This window comes from Micromonospora sp. NPDC048063 (genome assembly GCF_043202855.1).
Taxonomy (GTDB): Bacteria; Actinomycetota; Actinomycetes; order Mycobacteriales; family Micromonosporaceae; genus Micromonospora.
The window spans coordinates 41,260-64,705 of the sequence record NZ_JBIDBG010000019.1 but is presented as its reverse complement, the minus strand read 5'-3'; the positions used below and the strand labels follow the sequence as shown (position 1 = coordinate 64,705).

21 protein-coding genes and 2 tRNA genes are annotated in these 23,446 nt (G+C 71.4%); 11 read left to right on the top strand and 12 right to left on the bottom strand.

Annotated elements, in window-relative coordinates; genetic code table 11:
* Positions 1-58: 58 nt before the first annotated feature.
* The 3 genes from ACGFZ2_RS29575 to ACGFZ2_RS29565 are packed head-to-tail and all read right to left on the bottom strand — an operon-like array spanning position 59 to position 2,827.
* Positions 59-529 carry a type II toxin-antitoxin system RatA family toxin gene (locus ACGFZ2_RS29575; RefSeq protein ID WP_393269103.1) on the bottom strand — a complete coding sequence of 157 codons (471 nt, stop codon included), beginning with the start codon at positions 527-529 and terminating at the stop codon, positions 59-61.
* Between the two features lie 31 nt (positions 530-560).
* On the bottom strand, positions 561-1,586 hold the full coding sequence (locus tag ACGFZ2_RS29570) for an SDR family oxidoreductase (RefSeq protein ID WP_393459208.1): 1,026 nt from the start codon (positions 1,584-1,586) through the stop codon (positions 561-563).
* Positions 1,583-2,827: an aspartate aminotransferase family protein gene (locus ACGFZ2_RS29565; protein WP_393459205.1), complete on the bottom strand. Its 1,245-nt coding sequence runs from the start codon at positions 2,825-2,827 to the stop codon at positions 1,583-1,585. The genes ACGFZ2_RS29570 and ACGFZ2_RS29565 overlap by 4 nt, the downstream gene beginning before the upstream one ends.
* 121 nt (positions 2,828-2,948) lie before the next feature.
* On the opposite strand from ACGFZ2_RS29565, the gene ACGFZ2_RS29560 reads away from it, so the two are divergent.
* Entirely contained in the window at positions 2,949-3,782 is an 834-nt protein-coding gene (locus ACGFZ2_RS29560) for an enoyl-CoA hydratase-related protein (RefSeq protein WP_393459202.1), read from the top strand.
* A gap of 16 nt (positions 3,783-3,798) precedes the next feature.
* Positions 3,799-4,281, top strand: coding sequence for an SRPBCC family protein (locus tag ACGFZ2_RS29555; RefSeq protein WP_393459199.1), 483 nt, complete (start codon positions 3,799-3,801; stop codon positions 4,279-4,281).
* Positions 4,282-4,465: 184 nt separating this feature from the next.
* On the opposite strand, the gene ACGFZ2_RS29550 is transcribed toward ACGFZ2_RS29555, so the two are convergent.
* A complete protein-coding gene (locus ACGFZ2_RS29550; protein WP_393269113.1) occupies positions 4,466-6,667 on the bottom strand; it encodes an MMPL family transporter in 2,202 nt (733 codons plus the stop codon).
* A 673-nt stretch (positions 6,668-7,340) separates the two neighbouring features.
* Between ACGFZ2_RS29550 and ACGFZ2_RS29545 the strand changes: the two genes are divergently transcribed.
* On the top strand, positions 7,341-7,994 hold the full coding sequence (locus ACGFZ2_RS29545) for a hypothetical protein (RefSeq protein WP_393459196.1): 654 nt from the start codon (positions 7,341-7,343) through the stop codon (positions 7,992-7,994).
* Between the two features lie 91 nt (positions 7,995-8,085).
* Positions 8,086-8,784: a class F sortase gene (locus ACGFZ2_RS29540; RefSeq protein WP_393269116.1), complete on the top strand. Its 699-nt coding sequence runs from the start codon at positions 8,086-8,088 to the stop codon at positions 8,782-8,784.
* A 147-nt stretch (positions 8,785-8,931) separates the two neighbouring features.
* Here the strand turns inward: ACGFZ2_RS29540 and ACGFZ2_RS29535 are convergent, their stop codons facing one another.
* A complete protein-coding gene (locus ACGFZ2_RS29535; RefSeq protein WP_393459194.1) occupies positions 8,932-9,786 on the bottom strand; it encodes a phosphotransferase family protein in 855 nt (284 codons plus the stop codon).
* Between the two features lie 645 nt (positions 9,787-10,431).
* Here ACGFZ2_RS29535 and ACGFZ2_RS29530 point away from each other — a divergent pair.
* A complete protein-coding gene (locus ACGFZ2_RS29530) occupies positions 10,432-10,908 on the top strand; it encodes a MarR family winged helix-turn-helix transcriptional regulator (protein ID WP_393269125.1) in 477 nt (158 codons plus the stop codon).
* A 108-nt stretch (positions 10,909-11,016) separates the two neighbouring features.
* Here the strand turns inward: ACGFZ2_RS29530 and ACGFZ2_RS29525 are convergent, their stop codons facing one another.
* The 6 genes from ACGFZ2_RS29525 to ACGFZ2_RS29500 all read right to left on the bottom strand — a co-directional run bounded on the left by ACGFZ2_RS29525 (position 11,017) and on the right by ACGFZ2_RS29500 (position 14,803).
* Positions 11,017-11,433, bottom strand: coding sequence for a nuclear transport factor 2 family protein (locus ACGFZ2_RS29525; RefSeq protein ID WP_393459191.1), 417 nt, complete (start codon positions 11,431-11,433; stop codon positions 11,017-11,019).
* A gap of 102 nt (positions 11,434-11,535) precedes the next feature.
* The gene (locus ACGFZ2_RS29520) at positions 11,536-12,522 is read right to left on the bottom strand and encodes a DUF817 domain-containing protein (protein WP_393459188.1); all 987 of its coding nucleotides are present in this window, start codon (positions 12,520-12,522) and stop codon (positions 11,536-11,538) included.
* 103 nt (positions 12,523-12,625) lie between these two features.
* Entirely contained in the window at positions 12,626-13,117 is a 492-nt protein-coding gene (locus ACGFZ2_RS29515) for a hypothetical protein (RefSeq protein WP_393459185.1), read from the bottom strand.
* A gap of 101 nt (positions 13,118-13,218) precedes the next feature.
* Positions 13,219-13,290 (bottom strand) — tRNA-Pro (locus ACGFZ2_RS29510).
* Between the two features lie 10 nt (positions 13,291-13,300).
* Positions 13,301-13,373: transfer RNA gene (locus tag ACGFZ2_RS29505), tRNA-Lys, on the bottom strand.
* Between the two features lie 20 nt (positions 13,374-13,393).
* On the bottom strand, positions 13,394-14,803 hold the full coding sequence (locus ACGFZ2_RS29500; protein ID WP_393459182.1) for a hypothetical protein: 1,410 nt from the start codon (positions 14,801-14,803) through the stop codon (positions 13,394-13,396).
* Positions 14,804-15,126: 323 nt separating this feature from the next.
* Between ACGFZ2_RS29500 and argS the strand changes: the two genes are divergently transcribed.
* The 6 genes from argS (at position 15,127) to ACGFZ2_RS29470 (ending at position 23,148) form a co-directional block, all read left to right on the top strand.
* A complete protein-coding gene (argS, locus tag ACGFZ2_RS29495; RefSeq protein ID WP_393459179.1) occupies positions 15,127-16,845 on the top strand; it encodes an arginine--tRNA ligase in 1,719 nt (572 codons plus the stop codon).
* An 89-nt stretch (positions 16,846-16,934) separates the two neighbouring features.
* Complete coding sequence (gene mtnA / locus ACGFZ2_RS29490) at positions 16,935-17,948, top strand: S-methyl-5-thioribose-1-phosphate isomerase (protein WP_393459176.1); 1,014 nt, start codon at positions 16,935-16,937, stop codon at positions 17,946-17,948.
* 35 nt (positions 17,949-17,983) lie between these two features.
* A complete protein-coding gene (locus tag ACGFZ2_RS29485; protein WP_393459173.1) occupies positions 17,984-19,942 on the top strand; it encodes a bifunctional aldolase/short-chain dehydrogenase in 1,959 nt (652 codons plus the stop codon).
* A 514-nt stretch (positions 19,943-20,456) separates the two neighbouring features.
* Positions 20,457-21,356, top strand: a complete 900-nt coding sequence (locus ACGFZ2_RS29480) for a hypothetical protein (protein WP_393459170.1) — start codon at positions 20,457-20,459, stop codon at positions 21,354-21,356.
* Positions 21,357-21,811: 455 nt separating this feature from the next.
* Complete coding sequence (locus ACGFZ2_RS29475; RefSeq protein WP_393459167.1) at positions 21,812-22,447, top strand: hypothetical protein; 636 nt, start codon at positions 21,812-21,814, stop codon at positions 22,445-22,447.
* A 176-nt stretch (positions 22,448-22,623) separates the two neighbouring features.
* A complete protein-coding gene (locus ACGFZ2_RS29470; protein ID WP_393269151.1) occupies positions 22,624-23,148 on the top strand; it encodes a hypothetical protein in 525 nt (174 codons plus the stop codon).
* A 36-nt stretch (positions 23,149-23,184) separates the two neighbouring features.
* Here ACGFZ2_RS29470 and ACGFZ2_RS29465 read toward each other — a convergent pair whose 3' ends face one another.
* Positions 23,185-23,436 carry a hypothetical protein gene (locus ACGFZ2_RS29465; protein WP_393459164.1) on the bottom strand — a complete coding sequence of 84 codons (252 nt, stop codon included), beginning with the start codon at positions 23,434-23,436 and terminating at the stop codon, positions 23,185-23,187.
* Positions 23,437-23,446: the final 10 nt, after the last annotated feature.

Sequence of the window (23,446 nt, the reverse complement as noted above, 5' to 3'; positions counted from 1 at the left end):
TCGGGAAAGCGGGCCGTCCTCCAGCCGATCGGGCGGCTGGAGGACGGCCCGCGGCCGCTCAGCCGAGCGGGGCGGCCTCCACCACGGTGACCTCGATGTCGGAGCCGAACAGCCCGCGCAGGATGTCCCGGATCGAGTCGCGCATCGCCGCGCACGCCACCGGGTCGATCAGGCTCGCCAGGGAGGCGATGCCCAGGTCGAATCGGCTGTCGAACTCGACCCGCACCCCCTCGTCGGCCTCGACGACCAGCCACGAGCCGGTGAACGTCGCGAAGTCGCCCTTGGTCTGTTCGAAGTCGATGCGGCGGTTGACCGGGTCGATCTGGTCGCGTTCGGTCCAGACGAGGATGCCCCGGCGGAAGTTCACCTCCCACGTCGACTCCACCTCGGTCGGGCTGACCTCGGTCACCCCGACCGTCCGTACGGTGTCGGTGAACTCCGGATACGCGGCGAAGTCGGCCAACCGGTCGAACGACTCCTTGGCGTCTGCCCTGGGCAGCAGAGCGTGCACGATGACGGAGCACTCCATCGCGGGTGGCCTCCTCAGCTCGGGTTGACGATCACTGCTGCAACCCCCGGATCAGGTGACGCAGGCTGACCCGCCACGCGTCCTCGGCCTGCGCCGGGGTCATCGCGTCCGGTCCGCCGGGAATCGTGCCGAACGATGTCGGCAGCAGTTCGGGGATGATGACCAGCCCGCAGACGGCCACCACGCCGTCCAGCCGAGCCAGGTCCTCGGGAGGAAGGACGTCCGCGAACGCCGGCCGGACCAGCCGATCCACGATGGACGGATCCGCGATCCGGCCGTCGGGTATGTCCATGCCGCACTCGCGGGCGGTTTCCGTCACCAGTTCGAGGTAACGCTCCACCGGGATGCCGGCGGGTCCGGCGGTCAGCCAGTAGTCGCCCTTGCGCAGGTCGGCGTCGAGCACCGCGCGGATTCCCTGCGCGACCATGTCCTGGGGGACGAGGTCGAAGAACGTGCCGGGATGCGCCGGGATGAACGGCAGCTTGCCGGTCACCAGGTACTCGGCGAGCTGGTGCACTCCCTGGGGCTGGCGGATGACGCCGGTACGGGAGTCGCCGATGACGATCGCCGGCCGGACGATCACCGCGTCGATGCCGCTGTCGCGGACCATCTGCTCGCCGAGGTACTTCGACGTGACGTACTCGTCGGTCCGCGCGGCCACCTTCTCGGTGCCCAGCCTGCCGCCGCCACCGGCGCGGCCGTACCGGGACACGTAGGCGGTGCTGACGTGGACCAGGGTCGCGTCCGCATCGGCGGCGAACTCGACGACCCGGCCGAGGCCCTCGATGTTGAGCCGGTCCACCTCCGCCTGGTCGGCGGAGAAGTTGACGATGGCGGCGGAGTGGACCACCGCGTCGACCTCGGCGCACAGCTCGCGGTAGGCGCGGCGGTCGAGCCCGAGCGAGGGGGCGTGCAGGTCCAGCCGGACCACCCGGTTCGAGCCGCCCGGCAGGCGTCGGTAGGCGGCGGCGATCACGTCGTACCCGGAGAGTTCCGCCAGTACGGCGGTGCCCACGACGCCGCTGGCCCCGGTGACCAGGACGGTACGTCGCGTCATGCGGGGGAGTCGCTTCCGGTGGCGGGGAAACGCGCGGCCAGGGCGGCGCAGGCCCGCTCGAATGAGGCGACCAGCCGCTCCTCCTCGTCGGGGGTCATCGTGGCGGGTGGGGTGAGCCGCAGCACCGGGTGCGCGTTCATCGAGTGGTTGACGACCACGTCGTTGTCGAGCAGGTCCATCAGGAACTCCGCGGCGTGCATTCCGGAGCGGAACTCCACTCCGATGAGCAGCCCGGCGCCGCGTACGTCGGCCACGAGGTGCCCGATCGACCGCACCGTCTCGGTGATCGCCGCAAGTAGCCGCTCGCCCAGGTCGGCCGCCCGCTCCACCAGCTTCTCCTCCCTGATCACCTCGACCGTCGCGCGGACGGCGGCCATGGCGAGGGGGTTCGCGGAGAACGTGGACGTGTGCAGGTAGGGGTCCTTGTCGAACGGGGCGAACGCCTCCTCGGTCGCCAGGGTCGCCGCGACCGGCACCAGCCCGCCGCTGAGCGCCTTGCCGACCAGCAGGACGTCCGGCCGTACGCCGTCGCGGTCCGCCGCCCACCAGGTCCCGAGCCGCCCCAGCCCGGTCATCACCTCGTCCAGGACGAGCATCGCCCCCCGATCGCGGCACAGCGCCTCGACGGCCTTGAGATAGCCGGGCTGGGGGATGATCACCCCGCCCTCGCTCTGCACCGGTTCGACGACCACGCAGACGTCACGGTCGACGACGGCGGCCAGTTCGTCCAGGTCGCCGAACCTGACGTGGGTGACCTCGGGCAGCAGCGGGCGGAACGGGTCCTGATAGAGCGACCGCGCGGTGAGCGACAGCGCGCCGACCGTCTTGCCGTGGTATCCGCTGTGCATGGAGACCAGCCGGTGCCGCCCGTTCGCCCGGGCGATCTTGATCGCGGTCTCCACCGCCTCCGCGCCCGAGTTGGAGAAGTGCACCTTGACCAGGCCCTCCGGCGCCACCGAGGTCAACGCCTCGGCGGCCCGGGCGGCGGGCTCGTTCAGCAGCACCCGGGTGGACAACGCCTGCCGTTCGAGCTGGTCGCGCACCGCCGCGAGTACGACCGGATTGCCGGCACCGACGAAGAACACGCCGTAGCCGGCGCAGTTCAGCAGTTGGCGACCGTCCGCGGTGTGCACCACGGTGCCCGTGGCGCCGACCTCCAGTGGTGTGTGGAGCATGGCGGCGACCCGCCCCAGCCCCTCGCCGAGATGGCGGCGGTAGATATCGAAGACACTGGAGGACACGGCGGAAGTCTGCCCGAACGGCAGCAACCGATCAATGGTCTACTCAGGACTGTCGTCGGTGGCCGAACAGCCGACCCGTCGAGCATTGCCGCGAGCGTTGACCTTGCTCTAGGGTGCCGGCGTGGACACGTACAGCGAGATCATCTACTCCCTCTCGGACCGGATCGCCACGGTCTCGCTCAACCGTCCCGAGGAGCGCAACGGCTACACCCTGCGGATGGCCGACGAACTCGCGCACGCGTTCGACCGCGCCGACCGCGACGACGACGTCCGGGTCGTCGTCCTCACCGGTACGGGTGAGCACTTCTGCGCCGGGTTGGACATGTCCGTGACGGAGTTCGACACCCCCGACGACCCCGAGGCCGAGTGGGCGGAACCGGCGGGGCGGTGCTCGATGCGGATCTTCGCGATGAACAAGCCGGTCATCGCCGCGATCCGGGGCGCGGCCGTCGGCGCGGGAGCCACCATCATCCTGCCGGCCGACTACCGGCTCGCCGCCACCGACGCGCGATTCGGGTACGTCTTCAGCCGGCGGGGCATCTACGCCGAAGGCGCGTCCACCTGGTTCCTCCCGCGGCTGGTCGGGATGGGCTGCGCGCTCGACTGGATGATCAGCGGGCGGGCGTTCGACGCCGCCGAGGCGCTCTCGGCCGGCCTGGTGCACAGCGTCCACGAGCCGGAGCACCTGCTCGACAAGGCGTACCAGCTCGCGCGGACCATCATCGCCAGCACCGCGCCGGTGTCCGTGGCGGTCATCCGGCAGATGCTGTACCGGACCAGCGCGCTGGACTCGCCGTACCCGGCGCACCGGCTGGACTCCCGACTCTCCGCAGAGGCTCTGACGAGCGCGGACGCGAGGGAGGGCTTCGACTCCTTCCGGCAGCGACGCGCTCCGGCCTTCCCGGGGCGGGTCAGCAGCGACCTGCCCGACCACCTCCCGTGGAGGAACGAATGACGTCTATGGTTGCGGCATGACCGCGCAGGCAGCCGGGCACTGTCCAGAAGTCGCCGAACAGATCACCGTCACGGCACCGGCGGGGACGGTCTACGCGGCCGTCGCCGACGTACGGCGGATGGCCAGGTGGAGCCCGGAGTGCGTCGCGGTCTGGGTCACCCGGCGCGACAGCGGGCAGCCGCGACGGTTCGTCGGCTGGAACCGTCGCGGCCCGTTGCTGTGGTTCACCACCTGCCGGGTTGTCACCGCGACGCCGGGCAGCGAGTTCGCCTTCGACGTCACCACCTTCGGCCAGCCGGTGGCCCGCTGGGGCTACCGGTTCAGCGAGACCGACGGCGGCACCGAGGTGACCGAGTACTGGCAGGACCGGCGCAACGGGACGGCCCGCGTTCTCGGCCGGATCTTCACCGGCAGGGCGTCGGGCGACCGCCCGACCGTGAACCGGAACGGCATGCGGGAGACCCTGCGCCGGTTGAAGCGGGAGCTGGAAGCGGCCTGACCCCGCGGCGGCCGACCGCGTCACGCCGCCCAGGCAACCGGCCGCGCCGGCGACCCCGGATCCGACCTCGGGCCCGCCGCCCGGCGTGCCGGCCCTCGGGACCGGAGGTTCGGTCACGCGCCTGACCCGACGGCGAACCCGGCCTTGACCCGAGGACGGGTAGGGCCGGGTTCGGCGGGCGGGGTCATGCCCCCGTCGTCGCCAGCGTGCGCTCCTGCTGCGGGGCCGCGGGCAGGTCGTGCGACACGCGCGGGAGCCATTCCAGCCACCGGGGCAGCCACCAGTTCTTCTCGCCGAGCAGGGCCATGACCGCCGGCAGCAGTACCGCGCGGACGATCGTCGCGTCGAGCAGCACGGCTGCGGCGAGCCCGACGCCGAGCTGCTTGGGAGCGGCCATCGGCAGCGTGGCGAATAGCGCGAACACGGCCACCATCACCGTCGCCGCGCTGGTGATGACCCCGGCCGTGCGGGTGATCCCCTCGGTGACCGCCAGCCGGGTCGGTAGTCCTCGGTCGTGGCCCTCCCGGATCCGGCTGACGACGAAGACGTGGTAGTCCATCGACAGCCCGAACAGGATGACGAACAGGAACAGCGGCATCCAGTTGGTGATGCCGTCGGCGGCGCGGAAGTCGAGCAGCGACTCGAAGTGACCGTACTGGAAGACGTAGACCAGCATGCCGTAGGCCGCGGCGACGGACAGCAGGTTGAGCAGCACGCCGGTGACGGCCACGACGACGGACCGGAACGACACCAGCAGGAGCAGGAAGGCCAGGCCGAGAACGAACCCGAAGACCAGCGGCAGGGACTTCGCGAGCTGGTCGTTGAAATCCTGGGAGGTGGCGGTGGCGCCGGTGACGCCGACCCAGGCGTCGGGCAGCCGGCCGAGCGTCGCCGGCAGCACGGTTCCGCGCAGGGTCGCCAGGGCCTCCTCGGAGGTGCGGTCCCCGCCGGAGCCGGACAGCCCGACGCTGACGACGGCGACCGTGCCGGCGGGGTTGACCTCGACCGTGATCGGCTCGTGCAACCGGCCGGTCGCCAACGCCTGCTCCTTGAACGCCGCCATCGCACCGTTCCAGGCGGGCCCCGTGACCTGCGGGGCCTTGACCACGATCTCGGCCGGGGCGGCGCCGCCTGGGAACGCCGTCTGGATCGCCACGAACGCCTGCGCGATCGGCGCGCTCGGAGACAGGTCCTCGACACCCTCCCCCTTCGTACGCAGGTCCAGTGCGGGTGCGGCGAGCGCGCCGAGAGCCACGGCGGCGAGCACCGCCGAGACCAGCGGGCGGCGCAGGACGAGCCGCAGAACCGTGCCCCACACCCGGCCGTCGGAACGGGTGCGGTACAGGACGGGGATCCGGCCCGAATCGACGCGGTCGCCGAGCGCGGACAGCAGCGCCGGCAGGACCGTCAGCGAGCCGAGCACCGCGGTCGCGATGACGAGGATGGTGCCGACGGCAAAGCTGACGAAGGTGGTGTCACGGGTGAGGAACATGCCGGCCATGGCGACGATGACGGTCAGCCCGGAGATCCAGACCGACCGGCCGGAGGTCTGCGCGGCGATGACCAGCGCGCGCTGCGGATCCGCGCCGTTGCGGCGTTCGTCGCGCTCCCGGCGGATGTAGAACAGGCAGTAGTCGACGCCGACGGCCAGCCCGACGAGCAGCATGACGTGCATGGTGGTGTCGACGGTCGGCGCCAGGTGGCTGGTGAAGCCGAGCAGGCCGATCGCGGCGACGACGGCGGTGATGGCGAGCCCGACCGGCAGCAACGCGGCGGCGACCGCGCCGAAGGCGACGAACAGGATGCCGAGGGTGACCGGGATGGAGAGCATCGACAGCCTGGTCAGGCCGGCGTCGAGGTCGTCGCCGACGAGTTTGTCGCTGCTGGCGTCGCCGGCCTGCGCGATGTACAGCTGCGGGTGCGCCCGCTGGACGGCGGCGACGGCGTCGAGGACCGGCCCGACCCGGTCCTTGGCAGTCCGCGGGTCGCCGTGCATGGCGAAGGTGAGCAGCGCCGACTTCCCGTCCCCGGAGATCACCGGCGGCTCCATCGCGTCGGTGGCGCCGGTGGCCTGCACGGCGGCGGTGACCTCGGCGATGGCGGCCCGCCCCTCCGGACCGTCCACCGTCGATGTGCGCGAGCTGACGATCACCATCTCGCCGGCCTGCTCTGTGGGGAAGCCGGCCTGTTCGACGATACGGTCGGCGTGGCCGGACTCGCCGAGGCCGAAGTCGCTGTCGGTCGCCTTGACGATGCCGACCTGCCCACTCAGGACGGTGACGCCGATGACGAAGACCAGCCAGCCGAGTATGGCGAGCGTACGGTGACGGGCACTCCACACCGCGACGTGCGCCGCGACGCCGGTGACGTCTTCCCTGGATCTCATGGCTCGAACGGTATGGAGCGCGACGGGGCGGGTCGATCCCGTGAGCCTCCTGGTGGGGGTGGGGACAGCCCTACCTTGACGACCGGGGCGGGGCGGATGGACGTACCGGCCGGCTGGCACCTGCGAGTTCGCGCGCCCAAGGCAAGATCGCATTGCGTCGCCCTCGCCCTACGACGTGGGCAAGAAGATCAACGGTTCGTCATCACCGACACTTCGGGCCTGCTGGGGGTACGTCGCCGTCGCTCCGGCTGACGCTTGATCCAGCCCGCCCACTCGGGCTGCGCCGCGTGTTCGGAGGCCCGCCAGGCCGCATGTGCCAGGTGGTCCTCGACGAGCACCAACGCGTCACCGGGCAGCGGCCGGGGCGCGGAAGCGGTTCCTCAGTCGTCGCGATCAGCAGGCCGGCGGCTCCCCCGCCAGCGGTGCGTAGGTGCCACCGCGAGCCGCGCAGGTGGCAGCGCCACCGGGCAGCATCTAGCCGCTACCGGACCCAGGCGGACAGACCGGTCCTTACGCCCCAGAGAATGTGAATCAACTACTTATAGCACCTCAAGTGCTACATGTTGCGAAACCCGGAAAAGACCTCTTGTTTCACATGAATCGGCCTAACGTTCGTCATGGCTCGTCCTCCTGAGCCGACCAGAAGGGAGTGAGGAACATGTCGATGAGGTTTTTGACCAAGCTCGCCGGCGGGGTGGTGCTGGGCAGCGCCGCCCTGCTGCTCGCTGCGCCCGCCACCGCGCTCGCCGCGACCGACGAAGGTCCCAAGGAGCCCACGGCCTCGAACCAGGGGCAGGCGAAGAAGAAGTCAGACGACAAGCCGAAGACCTTCAGCCTGCACGACAAGAAGGGTAACGGGGTCACTTGCGCCACCAACAAGCAGATCAACGAGCAGAACATCACCCAGATCATCAAGGACAACACCATCACGAACAGCATCGTCACCTTCAACCTGTCCGCAGCGCAGTCAGCGTCGAACGACAACAGAACCCAGCCAAACAACATCGTCGTCTGCATCCGCGACCTCGACGTGGAGGTGGATGTCGAGACCGATCTGCTCGCCGACCTCCTCGGGATGGTCGAGGCCGGTATCGGCAAGGCTGGTTCGTCGGTGGGCCAGCCTGCCGGCGCCAGCGGCGCGTACGCGGGTCCGGACGGAGCCTGGGTGTTGCCGAAGACGGCCGGCGTCGCGGCCGGTGACGGTGGCGCGCTCTCCGGCACCAACACCGGTGCTCTGACGGCGGCCGGTGCCAGCATGATGGGCGTTGGCGTGCTCGGTGGCATCGCACTGCTGCGTCGGCGGTCCGCCAATGGCACTGTCGCCTAGGGCGGCCAGGAGCGCCAGCGGCCGCCACGGATTCCCGTGGCGGGCCGCTGGCCTCGTCCTGGTCGTCCTCATCACGCTTGCCGGAGCAGGGTTGATCACGCTCGCGGCCACGGCTCCTGATCCGGTCGGGCCGCCGCAGCCCGACCCCGCCGCCGCACCGCAGTCCCTGCTTTCACCGTTGGCGGACGAACCCACCACACCAGAGCCGACGCCGAGCGAAGCCAACGCGTCGCCGGCGACCCACGGCGAGGCGCACAGTGCTCGCGGCCGCCTCAAAGCCGATCCCGGGTCCACGGCGACCCGCCCGTCTCCCGCGCCGAAGATGGCCGGGATGCCGCGATCGCAGCCCACCCGCATCAGGATCCCGCGGATCGGCGTCGACGCGCCGACGGTTCCGCTCGGGCTGGACCGGAACCAGCAGATCGCGGTCCCACCGCTGGATCAGCCCAAGACGGCCGGATGGTACAAGCTGGGACCAAGCCCCGGCGAGGTCGGGACCGCGGTGGTGGTGGGCCACGTCGACTCACGCGCCACGGGTCGGGCGGTCTTCTTCCGCCTGGGCGCGCTGAAACCCGGAGACACCATCGAGGTGCCCCGCCAGGACGGCAAGAAGGCCCGCTTTGTCGTCGACGGGGTGGCCCGCTACCCGAAGAAAAAGCTCCCGCTGAGCCTGGTCTACGGTCACACCGGCAAGGCGCAGCTCCGCGTGATTACCTGCGGTGGCGCCTACGACAAGGCAGCGAAGTCGTACAAGGACAACATCGTGGTGTTCGCGACGCTGGCGCCCTGACCACCACCGTTCGCTGTGTTGGTGGCACGCCGGCCTCAGTGGCGGCCCGGGCGACTGCCGGGGTCGTGCGGATCCGGACGCTGCCCCGTGTCGGTCGTCAGCCATCAGTGTCCCGGTCGCGGTCCCTTCCCTCGCGGCCCTCTCACGCTACTGACGGAACAGCCATGTCATAGCCTCCAGGCTCTTGCTCATGTATGCGTTCTGCCCGGTGTCGACTCCGTACATCATGTCCTCGAACAGGGTGCATCGGGCGTAGAAGACCGCCCGGTCGTGCAGGCCCGTGCGGTCGGGCCCAGGTGCGTCGTACCTGGCTAGGGCGAGGTCGAGTGCGTGTGGGCCAAGGTCGCGGCAGATCAGGCCGAAGTCGTAGGCAGGGTCGGCGATGGCGGCGTCACTCCAGTCGATGATGCCGGTGACCTCACCGTTGTCGGGGTCGACGAGGACATGTTCGATGCCGAGATCATTGTGGGTGAACACCGAAGTGTGTGGTTCTGGCGGCGGGGTGGACTGGAAGAAGGCGTCGACGGCTGGCCGATGTCGAGGTGGGATGTGCCCGGTGACAACGGAGTAGAACTCCTCGGCCTCGCGGTGCCACTCGGTCAGCGGCGTGTCGTCGATGTCGACCAACCCGGCCACGCGGTCGGCGGGGATGGCGTGAAGGGCGCGGAGAAGTTCACCCAGGGCGGTCGCGACCGACGGGATCAGCGCCGCGCGCGATGCCTCACGAATCGACAGGAGTGGGCGGCCGCGCAGTTTGGGGTACGCCAGAACACCGGTTTCGGCCGCCGTGAGCAGTGGTTGGGGCACCGGCAGAGGTGATGCGGGTGCGACCACCTGTAGTAGCTGACATTCACGGATCGCGCGGGCGGTGCGCTCGTCAGAGTCGGGGTCTTTGGAGATCCGGACCACGAGGTTGTCGTTCACCTCGTACGAAATGTTGTCCAGGCCTGCCCCGAGCGGGACCACCGACGTGACATGAATGTCGGGCAGGTGGGCGGACACCGTTCGCAGTGCGGTTTGTTGATCGTCCCACTCGGATACGGCTGGGCCGGCTTGCCCGGGCATGGAGCCTCCAGGGTGTGATGCGATGACTGACGTCGGGGATGAAAGGCTGAGGTGGTCTTGGATGTCTCCGCGTGTGCAACGGTGGCCGGTGGACGATCTATGCGCGACACCGTTGGCGTCGGCGTGGCAGGAAACCCACCACAGCGAGGCCGACAATCACGGTGACCACGCCGGCGGCCAACCAGCCGGGTGACCCACCCGTGACGGGTTGACAGTCGGCGACGCACAGGATCGGCCTTATCCGGATCAGGTCGGTCCCCTGCAGCATCCATAACAGGCCAAGCAGGACGAGGGTCATTCCGGCGACCACCCTCGCGGTCCTACGCCATCTCACAGCCACGCCCCTTCCGGTTGGGTGAGGGATGGGATGCGCCAGGGGCGTCCCGCAGTCGGTGTCGCTGTCGCAAGGCCGGCAACCGGCGCGAGTTGCCGGCCCGGTGCCACCGGTCGGGATGGGGGATGGCAGTGGTGAAGCGCTGGGTGGGCACCGCCTCGGAGGTGCCGACGAGGTGGGGCTGGGGCATGCTGCTCCGTTCGGCTAGGCTCAAGTAATCAAGCAACCTTAGAAGGCGAGATTATAAGGTGCCCGAAGGATCCACAAGTGACAAGCCGTTCCTCCCGCAGCTCATCGGTCAGGCGTTCAACCTGATCCTCGACCAACTTCACCACCACCTCGTCGAGACCGGACACGGCGACCTGCGACCCACCCACTACCTCAACGTGTTCCGGTTCATCGACTGTGACGGCACCCGGCCCACCATCCTGGCCAGGCGAGCCGGGATGACCCCTCAGGCGATGAGCGAACTCGTGGGTTACCTGGAACAACGCGACTACGTGCGGCGTGTCCCTGACCCCACCGACGGCCGCGGTCGCGTCGTCGTCTACGCCGACCGCGGCACCCGGGCCGCCGAGGTCGCCACGAGATTCTTCGCGGACCTGGAGGCCCGCTGGGGTGCCGTGGTCGGACACGACCGCCTCCAGGACGTGACGTCCGCACTCGCTCAGATCCTCGACGCCTCTCCTCGCGGAGCCGACACGTCGAGAGCCTCCGCACCATGACACCGTCGCCCCGACACTCGCCGACCAGCGGGAAGCCCCAGCTTCCACCACGACACGAGGACGGCTGGCGCCAGCGACGTGCAGCCCAGCCGTTACGGCTCGGCGCGGTCAGCAGGCCGGCGGGATCTTCCAGACCTCGTTGAAGGCGATGCTGTCGAAGAACGCCGTCCCGTCGGCCACCTTGCCGTCGCGGAAGGTCAGGAACCAGGCGACGGTGCTGTCGTGGGTGGTACCGGCGACGGTGACGCCGGTGCCGTCGAACACGGCGATGACGGTGTTCGCGTCCGGGTCCTCGTAGAGCGCCCGCACGCGCACCGGCCGGTACGGGCTCTCCGGCCTGAATCGCGCGTCGAACGGCCGCAGCGCCTGGGTGACGAAGTCGTCGACGCCGTGGTACGTGCGCGACACCGCCGAGTTGCCCACGATCTCCCACCGCACGTCGGGAGCGAGGATGTCGGAGATGGCGCCGGTGCCGGCGGACCAGTTCGCGAGGGCGCGGGAGACGATGTCCCGGTTCGTCGCCATGAGGCGGACCGCCCTTCTCCTGTCGCGCGGGCGCCGCAGCCGGGCCCGCTCGGCGGCTCGATCGTTCGTGCCGTCAGGTGTTCGGGCTCACTGTATCGACGGTCAGGTCGACCGAGGCCAGGTCGGCGGATCGCGGAAGTCGTACGGCTGCGGCCCGCTATGGTTGCGGCCGCGACGACTGCTGCGAGCACGCACCCCCGCCGGGAGGGGCCGCCGGCGCCGGTCGTCGGGCGGCTGCGGCGGCGAGATCCAGGTGACCATCACCACCGAGATGATCATGAGGAGGAACCACGACGCGAGCTTCTCCGGCGAGACCGGGTGCCAACCGCTCATCTGGCTCGGGTAGAGCCAGGCCTGCGACCAGGTGGCGATGTTCTCCGCGAGCCAGATGAAGAGGGCGACGAGGAGGAAGGCCAGCAGGAGCGGCATGCGCAAGCGGAACCGGAACACGCGGAACTGCATGACACAGCGCCCGAACACCAGCGCGACGACGGCGATGAGCACCCATCGCACGTCCAGGACGTAGTGGTTGCTGAAGAAGTTGGCATAGATCGCGGCGGCCACGACAGCCGTCACCCAGCGTTTCGGGTAACGCGCGAAACGCAGGTCGAACAGCCGGTTGACCCGGACCATGTAGGAGCCGACGGCGGCGTACATGAAGCCGCTGAAGAGGGGCACCCCGGCGAGTCGCAGGACCCCGTCGGGCGCGTAGGACCACGAGCCGATGTGGGTCTTGAACAGCTCCATGGCCGTGCCGACGAGGTGGAACAGGACCACCACTCGCAGTTCGCGCAGGGTTTCCAGGCGTCCGGCCACCATCCCGATCTGGACGGCGACCGCGGTGAGAGTCAGGAAGTCGTTGCGGGCGAGTGCCGCGTCTGCCGGGTACCAGAGGTGCGCCGCGAGGATGACCGCCAGCATCGCCGCACCGAACACGCACGCCCAGGCCTGTTTGAGCCCGAAGACCGCGAACTCGGCCAGCCAGCAGATCGGCCCACGCTCAGGCAGCCGTGCCAGGACCGCGCGGAAGCGGGCATCGATCGCGCGTTCGGCCGTGGTCAGGCCGGCTGGTCCGGACGGGGTACGCATCACCGCGACGCTATCGGCCGGCCCAGCCCGAGCCGGCGCCGGTGGGCGGTGCGCGCCTGCTCGTCATGCGGCAAGCGGGACGCGAAGCGACGAACCCCGTGTCTCAGTCCTCGTCCGCGGCCAGCACCGCGACCAGGACGCCACCGCCAGCGGCGATGACGAGGGCGTCCATGACGTGCCGGCTCACCGGGTTCCATGCTTCCAGATCGGTGTTGGTCCACCAGTGGGTGCCGTGACCCAGCAGACTGATCGTCTTCTGGAACACGTCTCGAGCCTGCCCGATCGGGTAGCGGCCCCGTGTGCGGTAGGCGAGCGTGCGTGCGGTCATCCCCACCAGCACGGCCGACGCGGCGTCCTGGTCCACCTCGCCCATGCGTGCCGACAACTCCGCGGCATCCTGTGGCGCCTGCGACGCCGTGCCGTACGGGCTGCCGGAGCCGATGACGGCAGCCTCGGTCAGGAACGCGAACGCCGCCGGGAACGGATCTTCGGCGTCGCTGGACCGGACGAGGGTCCAGAGGCGTCCGTTGCCGTACGGCCCCGGCAGCCCGGCCAGCAACCGCCGGAGCCGTACCAGTCGCTCAGCGGAGTCCACCGCAGGTCACCCCGTCTGCTTAGCCGGCCGGAACTCGTGCACCACCTTCGGGACCGACGAGGTGCCGGATTGGCTGCCCTCGGCCGATCGGCGGGGCGGAGATCCGTTGACCGGGCTCGAACCGGCGTCCTGCCGGACCCTAGCCGGCTGCTCTACCGCTGAGCTACAGCGGATCTCCGCACGTCCCGATCGGCTGGGCTCGAACCAGCGTCCACCCGGTTAAGAGCCGGGCGCTCTACCACTGAGCTACGACGGGCCGCCGACGATGTTCTCCGATCACTGCGGGCCCTGTCCACCGCGTTCCGGCAACGCGCTGGTCACGACGCCGGCGGGTACCTGGTGCTGTGCCCGGCCGGCCTTGGCCGGCTTGCCGGAGAACACGCCGTCGGAGCGCAGCACGGATGCCCAGACCGGGTCGGCGATCGACACGCCGTGCACCAGTTCCGGCGTCGGCCGGAACACGCCGGTGTCGCCCACCGACCGCGGCCCCACCCAGCCTGATCTGGCGGGGTCGACACCGGCGTCCGCGCACGCCGCTTCCACGTCCCGGCGGGTGCAGGCTGCCGCCCCGTCGAGGACGTCCCAGGGCAGCGGCAGCCGCGTCCACACGCCCACGTCGGGGTGCAGTCCGCCGCCGGTGGAGCGGTGCCACGCGGCGAGGTCAGCGGCGATCAGCATCATCGCCTTGCCAGGGCAGGACACGTCCAGCAAGCCGGTGCTGCCCGACGCGTCCAGCGTGTTGATCCAGGCCGCTCGGGCGGTGTTGTAGGCGCCGCACAGCAGATTCCACGTGGACGAGTCGTTGCCCCGACGGACGATCATGGTGGCGCGGTCGAACTCGCTGGCCGCCCACACCCGCTTGAGTAGACCCGCGACCTGCCGCATCGTCGCCCACCACCGGCCCAGCAGCTCACCCCGCCGCGCCTCGGACAGTCGCGCGAGCACCTCCGGGCTCGGCCAGACCTGCGCGACCATCCACCAGTCGGTGCCCGGACTGTCGACGCAGCGGCGGAACAGCAGGTCAGCGATCTCGTCGTAGGGGTTCTCCCGGCCGGACAGGGTGAACTCCCGCCGTAGCTTGCGCTTTGCCGTGAGGTAGGCGACGAAGCATCCCGCCCAGGGGTCGGCGACGAACGCGCCCCGGTCGATGTCCGCCGCGAACCCGGCCCGCGCGATCATCGTCAGCTGCCGCTTACTCCACTCCGTCTCCAGTCGCCCCGCTTTCGCCGCCACCCGCTGGGTCACCCGGAAACGCCGGTTGTACTGCCGCTTCGAGATCTCGATCCCCGCCGCGGCCCGCGCCTCCCGGTTCAGCCGGTCCCGCAGGAAGTCCAACCGCCGCGCGTCGACGGCGCCGAGGGACTCGCTGAGCTGGACGCTGAAGTCCAGCAGCGAGGCCGGATCGTCCGCGTCGACATCGACACCAGGCAGCTCGAACAGCCGCAGCGCCGCGTCGACCTGTCGTCCGCCGCCAACGGGACGGGTGAAGTCGGTCGACATCGAACTCCAGCCGTTCCACCGGGACGCGGCCCGGGCCACCCGGCCCAACACCGTCCGCTCGCGCAGTCCCAGCTGGCCGCCGACAGCTTGCCACACCAGAAGCGCGACCTCCTCCGGCCGGCGCCGCTCGTCGAGCGACGCGTGCAGCGCGGTCAGCGCTTCGTCAGCGGACACCTCAACAGACATGACCGCGATCCTGACAGCGGCCGACACGTGCGGCAATCGCATTCGTACGACCGCCGAGCGCGGCGGAATCGGGGTGTCCCCGACCCGGCCGGCCCACTACGCTGCCGTGCATGACCAGCGCGACCGCTCAGTGCACCGGAACGTCGTATGACGTCCAGGTCGGTGCGCAGCGACGCCGGCGATCCGTCGCCCGCCCGCGCTGACCTGTTCCCGGCGACCGGCGGATCGAGCCGCCGGCCATCGCCGATCGTCCTCGGTCTGCCCGCATCTCCCCGTCCAACGGCCCGCGTGACAGCGCGGGTCCGAGCGAGATCGGCGTACCCATGGATCTTGAAAGGCTGCTCTCCGACCGGCTGGCACCAGCGTTCGCGACCGTGGCCGGCACCCCGGTCGACCCGACGGTGCGGCGTTCGCCGCGCGCGGACTTCCAGTCCGACGCGGCGCTGGCGCTGGCCCGGCGGCTCGGCCGCTCGCCGCGCGACCTCGCCGCCGAGGTGCTGGAGCACGCGGCGCTCGACGACGTCTGCGCGTCGGCGGAGGTCTCCGGGCCGGGCTTCCTCAACCTGACCGTGGCCGACCGGACGCTGGCCGACCTGGTTTCCCGGCTGGCCGGCGACGACCGGCTCGGCGTGCCGCCGGCGGCGGTGCCGGAGACCGTGGTGGTCGACTACTCGGCGCCGAACGTGGCCAAGGAGATGCACGTCGGACACCTGCGCTCCACCGTCATCGGCGACGCGGCGGTACGGCTGCTGGACTGGCTCGGGCACCGCGTGGTGCGGGTCAACCACCTGGGCGACTGGGGCACGCCGTTCGGGATGCTGATCGAGCACCTGACCGACCTCGGCGAGGTCGAGGCGGCGCACGGGTTGTCGGTGGGTGACCTGGACTCGTTCTACAAGGCGGCCCGGGCGAAGTTCGACGCCGACGAGGCGTTCCGCGAACGGTCCCGGCGGCGGGTGGTCGCGTTGCAGGGCGGTGACGAGTCGACCCGACGTCTGTGGCGGCTGCTGGTGGAGCAGTCGGAGCGGTACTTCCTGTCCGTGTACGACCTGCTCGACGTGACGCTGACGGGGAGCGACTTCCGGGGCGAGAGCGCGTACAACGAGCTGCTCGCCGACGTCGTCGACGACCTGGACCGGCTGGGGCTGCTGGTGCCCAGTGGCGGGGCGGACTGCGCCTTCCCGCCCGGGTTCACCGGCCGAAGCGGTGAGCCACTGCCACTGATCGTGCGCAAGAGCGACGGCGGCTACGGCTACCCGGCCACCGACCTGGCCGCGCTGCGGCAGCGCACCGGGGAGCTGGCCGCGACCCGGTTGCTGTACGTGGTCGGGCTGCCCCAGCAGCAGCACTTCGCGATGGTCTTCGCCGTCGCCGGGGCGGCCGGTTGGCTGCGCCCGCCCGCCCGGGCCGAGCATCTCGGCTTCGGCTCGATCCTCGGCGCCGACGGGCGGATGCTGCGCAGCCGGACGGGCGAGTCGGTGAAGTTGGTCGGCCTGCTCGAAGAGGCGGTGGCCCGCGCCACCGACCTGGCCCGGGCCAAGAACCCCGACCTGGACGCCGCAGCCGCCGCCGAGATCGGCCGGGCCGTCGGCATCGGCGCGATCAAGTACGCCGACCTCTCCACCGACCGCGCGCGGGACTACGTCCTGGACTGGGAGCGGATGCTGTCGCTCGACGGCAACACCGCGCCCTACCTCCAGTACGCGTACTCCCGCATCCGGTCGGTGTTCCGGCGGGCCGGGACGGCCCCGCGGCCCGGCGCGCCCGTCGTGCTCGCCGAGCCGTCGGAGCGGGCGTTGGCGATCGAGCTGCTCGGCTTCGCCGGGGTCGTCGGCAAGGTGGAGCGGAGCCTGGAGTTCCACCACCTCGCCGGCCACCTGCACCGGCTCGCGACCACGTTCAGCGCGTTCTACGAACGCTGCCCGGTGTTGCGCGCCCCCGACGAACTGCGGCAGAGCCGGCTGCTGTTGGCCGACCTGACCGCCCGGACACTGCGGCAGGGGCTGCACCTGCTCGGCATCCGAACCCTCGAACGGATGTGATCCCACGGCGTGGTCACCGACCAGCAGGCAGGTAGCGGGGGAGCGGGCGGCCACCGTAGGTTATGGGCTCCGGACAGTGAGGGGTGTGGATGCGGACCATCGACTGGCGGGACGGTCTGATCATCGCGATCGACCAGACCCGGCTGCCGCACGAGGTCAAGTTCCTGGAGATCGGGACCGTCGAGGAGTTGATCGCGGCGATCCGGTCGTTGGCGATCCGGGGCGCACCCGCGATCGGTGTCGCCGGGGCGCTCGGCGTGGCCCTCGCCGCCCGGCTGTATCCGGACGACCCGGCGGAGTTGCGGCGGGCCGTCGACGCGATCCGGGCCGCCCGCCCCACCGCCGTGAACCTCGCCTGGGGCGTCGACCGGGTACACGTCCGGCTCGAGGCCGAGGGCGCGGAGGCCGCCCTCGCCGAGGCTCTGACGGTGCTGGAAGAGGACGTCCGCTGCTGCCGTGCGCTCAGCGAGCGGGGTGCCCGCTGGCTGGTCGAGACGGTGGGGCCGCAGGTGGCGGTGCAGACCCACTGCAACGCCGGGGCCCTGGCCACCGTCGAGTGGGGCACCGCGCTGGGCGTGGTCCGTTCCCTCCAGGAGTACGGGGCGCTGGCCCACGTGTACGCCTCGGAGACCCGCCCGCTGCTGCAGGGCGCGCGGCTGACCGTGTGGGAGCTGGCCCAGATCGGCGCGCCGCACACCCTGGTGGTGGACTCGGCCGCCGCGTCGGTGCTGGCCCAGGGTCTGGTCGACGCGGTCGTGGTCGGCGCGGACCGGATCACCGCCAACGGCGACGTGATCAACAAGGTGGGCACCTACCCGCTGGCCCTGGCGGCGGCCCGCGCCGGGGTGCCGATGGTGGTCGCCGCCCCGGAGTCGACCGTCGACCTGGCCACCCCGACCGGCCGGGACGTCCACATCGAGGTACGCGCCCCCGAGGAGATCACCGCTCTCGGTGCGGCGGACCTGGCCCCGAAGGGCACCGGTACGCTCAACTACGCCTTCGACGTGACCCCGGCGGACCTGGTCACCGCCATCGTCACCGAGCGTCGGGTCATCCTGCCGACCGCCGGCGGCCGCCCCGACGACCCCACCGACCGGGCCTGACCGACCCCGACCCCTCCCGCGAGGAGCCGCCTCCCATGCTCGACCGCTGGTCCGCCGCCGACGCCCCGGACGCCTCCGATCCGATCGCGCGACTCGTGTACGCGTCCCGGCTGCTCGGTGCCGACACCGACCTGGTGCTGCACGGCGGGGGGAACACCTCGGCCAAGACGACGGTCACCGACCTCACCGGGGAACCGGTGGAGGTGCTCCACGTCAAGGGCAGCGGCTCCGACCTGGCGACCATGGACGCGTCCGGCTTCACCGCGCTGCGGCTCGACCGGCTGCGGGCGCTGCTGCGGCTGGAGCGGCTCGCCGACAGCGACATGATGAACGAGCTGCGCTGCGCCCGCCTCGACGCCACCGCGCCGGACCCGAGCGTCGAGACGCTGCTGCACGCGCTGCTGCCGTACCCGGCCGTGCTGCACAGCCACGCCGACGCGCTGCTCGCCCTGACCAACCAGCCGAAGGGCGACCGGCTGGTTGAGGAGGTCTACGGCGACCGCGTCGTCGTGGTCCCGTACGTCATGCCCGGGTTCGACCTGGCCCGGCTCTGCGCGGAGCTGTACCCGGCACGCGCCCACGCCGGTACGGTCGGCGTGGTCCTGCTCAACCACGGGCTGTTCACCTTCGGCGCGGACGCCGAGGAGGCGTACCGCCGGCACATCGAGCTGGTCACCCTGGCGGAGGAGAGGATGGCCCTGCCGCGCCCCCGGGTCGCGCCGGCCAAGCCCCGTCCGGTCGACCGGCTGCGCCTGGCCCGGCTGCGTCACGAGGTCTCCACCGCGGCGGGCGCCCCGATGCTGCTCAGCCGCTACGAGGACCCGGCCGTGCGGGCGTTCCTCGACCGGCCCGACCTGGCGGCGGTCGCCACCCGCGGCCCGGTCACCCCGGACCACGTGCTGCGCACCAAGCGGATCCCGCTCGTCGGCACCGACGTGGCCGGGTACGCCGGCGACTACCGCCGGTACGTCGAGCAGAACCGCTCCCGGGCCCGGACGGCGCTGACCACGCTCGACCCCGCGCCCCGGGTGATCCTCGATCCGGAGTTGGGGATGCTCACCGCCGGCCGCCGGGCGGCCGAGGCCATGATGGCCCGGGACATCTACCGGCACACCGTCGACGTGATCGAGGCGGCCGAGGCCGTCGGCGGCTACCAGGCCCTGTCGGCGCAGGACATCTTCGACCTCGAGTACTGGGAGCTGGAGCAGGCGAAGCTGCGGCGGGGCGGCCCGGTGCCGGAGTTCGCCGGCGAGGTGGCCGTGGTGACCGGGGCGGCCTCGGGCATCGGCCGGGCCTGCGCCGAGGCGCTCCTGGCCCGGGGGGCCTGCGTGGTGGCCCTGGACCGGGACCCGTCGGTCGCCGCGTCGGACGGCCCGGCCCGGCTCGGCCTGACCGTCGACGTCACCGACTCCGCAGCCGTCGACGCCGCCCTCGACACGGCGGTGGACCGGTTCGGCGGAGTCGACATCGTCGTCGCGGCCGCCGGGATCTTCCCGGCCAGTCGGGAGATCGCCGGGCTGGACCCGGCCGACTGGCAGCGCACGATGGCGGTGAACGCGGAGTCGGTCGCGTACCTGTTCTCCCGGACCCACCCGCTGCTGGCGCTCGCGCCCCGGGGCGGGCGGGTCGTCGTGGTCGCCTCGCGCAACGCCCTGGCCCCCGGGCCCGGCGCCGTCGCCTACTCCGCATCGAAGGCGGCGGTGACGCAGGTGGCCCGGGTGGCGGCGCTGGAGTGGGCGACCGACGGCATCCGGGTGAACGTGCTGCATCCCGACGCGGTCTTCGACACCGGGCTGTGGAGTGCCGAGTTGCTGGAGGCTCGGGCCCGGCGCTACGGGCTGACCGTGGCGGAGTACACGCGCCGGAACCTGCTCCGTACGGAGATCACCAGCGCCCGGGTCGGCGACCTGGCCGCCACGCTCTGCGGGGAGACGTTCGCGGCCACCACGGGCGCACAGATCACCGTGGACGGGGGGAACGAGCGGGTGATCTGAGGCGCTGACGCCTCGGCCCCGCAGCGGCATCAGGTCCGCTCGGCATCATCCGTTCGGGTTACCGGGGGTCGGCTGTTCGGTGGCGGCGATGGTCAACCTTATGGCAGACTCCCAGCGGGTTGTTTGACACGTATGTGTCACGCGGCGAGGGGATTGAGAGGTGCGGGCGCCAGCCGGTGTAGGACGGCCGGAGCCCGCACCTCTCTTCACCGGTTGGGCGTAGCCGGAGGGGTCGAGCCCTGTTCGGGCTCGCCGTACCGCTGGTGGGGTTCAACGCCCCGGGCGGATTCGCCGACGCGAGCAGGCCCGCCTCGACCGGCCCGGGGACGTCGCCGTGGCGGCGGGTGCCGTCCGTTCGCGTGTCGGAGCGCGTCGATGCGTTCACTGTTGGCACAATCGGCGTGGTCGGGAAGAGCAGTCCCCGGAGGTGCGTGTGGTGCGGGTTCGCGGCCGATTTGCCCGGACGATGCTGCGGGGGGCGCTGGTGGTCGGTGGCGTCCTCGGAGCCTGGGGTATGGCCGAGGCGACAGCGGAAGAGCCTGCCTACGCTGCCGGACCGCCTCGCCTGTGTGCGTTGGGCGACCTGCTTGACAGCGCCGGAGCCATCGCGGACGGTTCGCTGTCCTGCACTGCCTCGTCGGCCGCCGACCGTGGATCCCCGGCCATCGTCGCTGTGGGCGTCGGCCCGGCGGCGCGGGGGAAGGCGCCGGTGGGCGCGATCCCGTCCGACGGAGTGGACTCAGTCACCGAGGTGGCCGAACCGGTGACGCGTCGGGTCGTGGGCGATGCCCCGCCCGCCGTGCGGGAGGCCGCCGGGGCCGGCCCGCTCGAGCCGGTCGGCGCGGTCGTTCGTCCGGTGGTCGAGCCGGTCGGCGCGGTCGTTCGTCCGGTGGTCGAGCCGGTCGTCGAGGCCCTGGCGCCCGCCCTGGCGCCGGTGCTCGAGCTGACCCAGCCGATCGTCGGCCCACCCGTCGCGCCCCGGCCCCCGGCCGGCGATCCGGCGGATGTCGTGCCTGCGCCGGCCGAAGACGTGCCGGCCGTCACGGCACCCGCCACCGATGAGGGCCCGATGCCCGTGCGGCCGATGATTCCCGGCGTCATGCCACACATCCCGAGCAGCGCGGCAACCACGTCACCCGCGACGGGGGAGTCGACGCCCGCCGGTGCGCCGGGCGTCGGCGCAACCGAGGCGAGCCACCCGATCCGGCAGTCCTCGCCGGCCCACGTTCCCGGTGTCACGCCGGCCGCGTCTGGCAGCTCGGCGGGCAACAGCTCCGCCGGCGGGTGGACCGGCACCGCCGTCGGCACCGCGCTGGGTTCGTGGGCCCCAGAGCCCGAGTCCCAGGGCTGGTGCGCCAGCCGCGGCGAGGAACTCGCGGACCGGCCGCGCCAGCCCGATACCCGACCCGCCTGAGCCCTTGCGCCCGGCCCCGGACGCATCGTCGCCGTCACCACCGGAAGTCATCGGAGGCGGAAAGACCCAACGGACGGCGTACGGGTAGCGGTTCGCCATGTCGGCAACCCGCTTCGGGCAGTGGTGGTCGCTGTCGCGATGACGAGCGGTACCGCTGGCGGCGTCGGCATCACCACGATCGCCTGGACGGTCCGCTGACGGGTCGTCGCTGTGGCCACCGGACTCGGGGGCGGGCGAACGACCAGATGCCGTGTCCGCACGACGAGGGGCGTGGGCCCGCGTCCGGGCGGGGGAGCGATGCCCTGCATCGACCCGGCGCCTTCCGTCGTACTGATCAAGCCGCCTGGACTCCCGGCACCGTTGTCGGCCGGCGCGGGCCGGGCCTGATCGAACAAGTCCATCTGCCTGCGGCTGCTCCGTCTGTCGACCAGCCGTACCCGTGAAGAGGAGAAGTCATGAAGGAAACCCTGCCGCTCGGACGTGCCCGGTGGTGCGACATCGGCGAGGTCGTCCACCTCGTCGCCGCTGCCCTCGCCACCAGCGCCATCGGGGCATGGCTCGTACCCGACGAGTGCCGTCGACACGACGTGCTCCGCGCCGTCACCCGGATCTGGACCGAACACGCGCTCCTCTTCGGCGAGGCCTACCTCCTCGACGACCACTCCGCCGCCGCGGTCTGGTTCCACCGGTACGGCCAGATCCCGCCACCGACCGGATACGGCGAACGGCTCGCCGTCGCCTGCGGCGACCACCTCGATCGTTTCCTCTGCCTCGACGGCGTCCTGGCCGCCCATCGGCCCACCGGCCCCCACAACCACCTGGCGTTCTTCGCTGCCACGCCGGACCGGCGAGGCGTCAACCGCGCCGGCGCCCTGCTCACCACGAGCCACGCCCGGATGGACCACGCCTTGCTGCCCGCCTACACCGAGGCAACCACCCTCACCGAACGTGACCTCTACACCCGGCACGGCTACGTCGCCCATGAGCCCTTCACGCTCCCCGACGGGAGCACCGCCTACCCGATGTGGCGCAGCCCAGGAGCGGGCGGGACGCCGGCGCAGCTCACCCGACGCGAATCTGTCGGCGGCTGACCTCTTCCCGTCACCGCCGTGCCTGTCTGCCTTCCGCATGCGTACACCGTCAGAAGGGATCACTCCGGTGTCGAAACCAGCTACGACACGGCCGCAGCGAAGCGGTGCCGGTCATTCGCCCCGCCGTGGCGCTGGCGGGGAGTCGGTCGTCGACGCCCCGCAAGGCTCGGGCCGGCGTGGCGCACCGCATCGTCGTGGAGGCTGAGGTGCCGGCAGACCGGGTTTCTCCTCCGCGCCGCCTGAACGGCCTCCCGATCCGGGTGATCCTCGACTCCTCGGCGATCCTCGCGTTCGCCGAGGAGTCGATCGACGTGGGCGAGGTGATTGCCGAGGTGGCCGACGAGGGGTGCATGTTCGGGCTGCCGGTGGCGTGCCTTGCCGAGGCGTTTCGGCTGGCCGACGCGGACCGCCTCGACATGGTCGTCAACCATCCGGCCGCCGCGGTGCTGACGGTCGACCCCCTCAACTGGCGGGCGTGCGCCATGGCGCACCTCATGCTGGGGCGCTTCGACGCCGCGAGCGCTCTGCTCGCCGCCGTCGACAACGAGTGCCACCTGCTCACCGGACAGCCCGACCGGTATGCGCCTCTCGCCGACGGGGGGCCGATCATCCCGCTCCAGGTCGGAAGGCGGCCAACTGGTTGGCAGCACGGCTCGCCCGACTGGAGCGAGTGCCAGGTGCCGTTTCTCGAAGGGTCGTGACGCCCGATGACGTAGCCGAAGGCGCCCGTGCGACCGTCACGAACGGGCGCTGTTCGGCACGCGCGTGATGTCGTGCAGCAACACGGCGAGTGCGACGCCGTCGACGGCGGCGGCCGCGTACAGCGCGCACGCCAGGGCCAGGAGGACGCCGCCGGCGGCGACACCGCGTGCGGCGGTGCGCAGTCCATGTGTGCCGCGCGCGGACCGGACCTGAAGCAGGGCGACCAGCACGGTGTGCGGCCCCGGGGCGGCTGGCTCACCGCCCCGGGGCGGCCATGCTTCCAGCACGGCGGTCGCC

Excerpts from the sequence above, each read along its gene's own strand:
- ACGFZ2_RS29485 (WP_393459173.1), top strand. The coding sequence starts at position 17,984 with ATGCTCGACCGCTGGTCCGCCGCCGACGCCCCGGACGCCTCCGATCCG.
- ACGFZ2_RS29525 (WP_393459191.1), bottom strand. The coding sequence starts at position 11,433 with ATGGCGACGAACCGGGACATCGTCTCCCGCGCCCTCGCGAACTGGTCC.
- argS (WP_393459179.1), top strand. The coding sequence starts at position 15,127 with ATGGATCTTGAAAGGCTGCTCTCCGACCGGCTGGCACCAGCGTTCGCG.
- ACGFZ2_RS29550 (WP_393269113.1), bottom strand. The coding sequence starts at position 6,667 with ATGAGATCCAGGGAAGACGTCACCGGCGTCGCGGCGCACGTCGCGGTG.
- ACGFZ2_RS29500 (WP_393459182.1), bottom strand. The coding sequence starts at position 14,803 with ATGTCTGTTGAGGTGTCCGCTGACGAAGCGCTGACCGCGCTGCACGCG.
- ACGFZ2_RS29570 (WP_393459208.1), bottom strand. The coding sequence starts at position 1,586 with ATGACGCGACGTACCGTCCTGGTCACCGGGGCCAGCGGCGTCGTGGGC.
- ACGFZ2_RS29475 (WP_393459167.1), top strand. The coding sequence starts at position 21,812 with ATGAAGGAAACCCTGCCGCTCGGACGTGCCCGGTGGTGCGACATCGGC.
- ACGFZ2_RS29575 (WP_393269103.1), bottom strand. The coding sequence starts at position 529 with ATGGAGTGCTCCGTCATCGTGCACGCTCTGCTGCCCAGGGCAGACGCC.
- ACGFZ2_RS29520 (WP_393459188.1), bottom strand. The coding sequence starts at position 12,522 with ATGCGTACCCCGTCCGGACCAGCCGGCCTGACCACGGCCGAACGCGCG.
- ACGFZ2_RS29555 (WP_393459199.1), top strand. The coding sequence starts at position 3,799 with ATGACCGCGCAGGCAGCCGGGCACTGTCCAGAAGTCGCCGAACAGATC.
- ACGFZ2_RS29480 (WP_393459170.1), top strand. The coding sequence starts at position 20,457 with ATGGCCGAGGCGACAGCGGAAGAGCCTGCCTACGCTGCCGGACCGCCT.
- mtnA (WP_393459176.1), top strand. The coding sequence starts at position 16,935 with ATGCGGACCATCGACTGGCGGGACGGTCTGATCATCGCGATCGACCAG.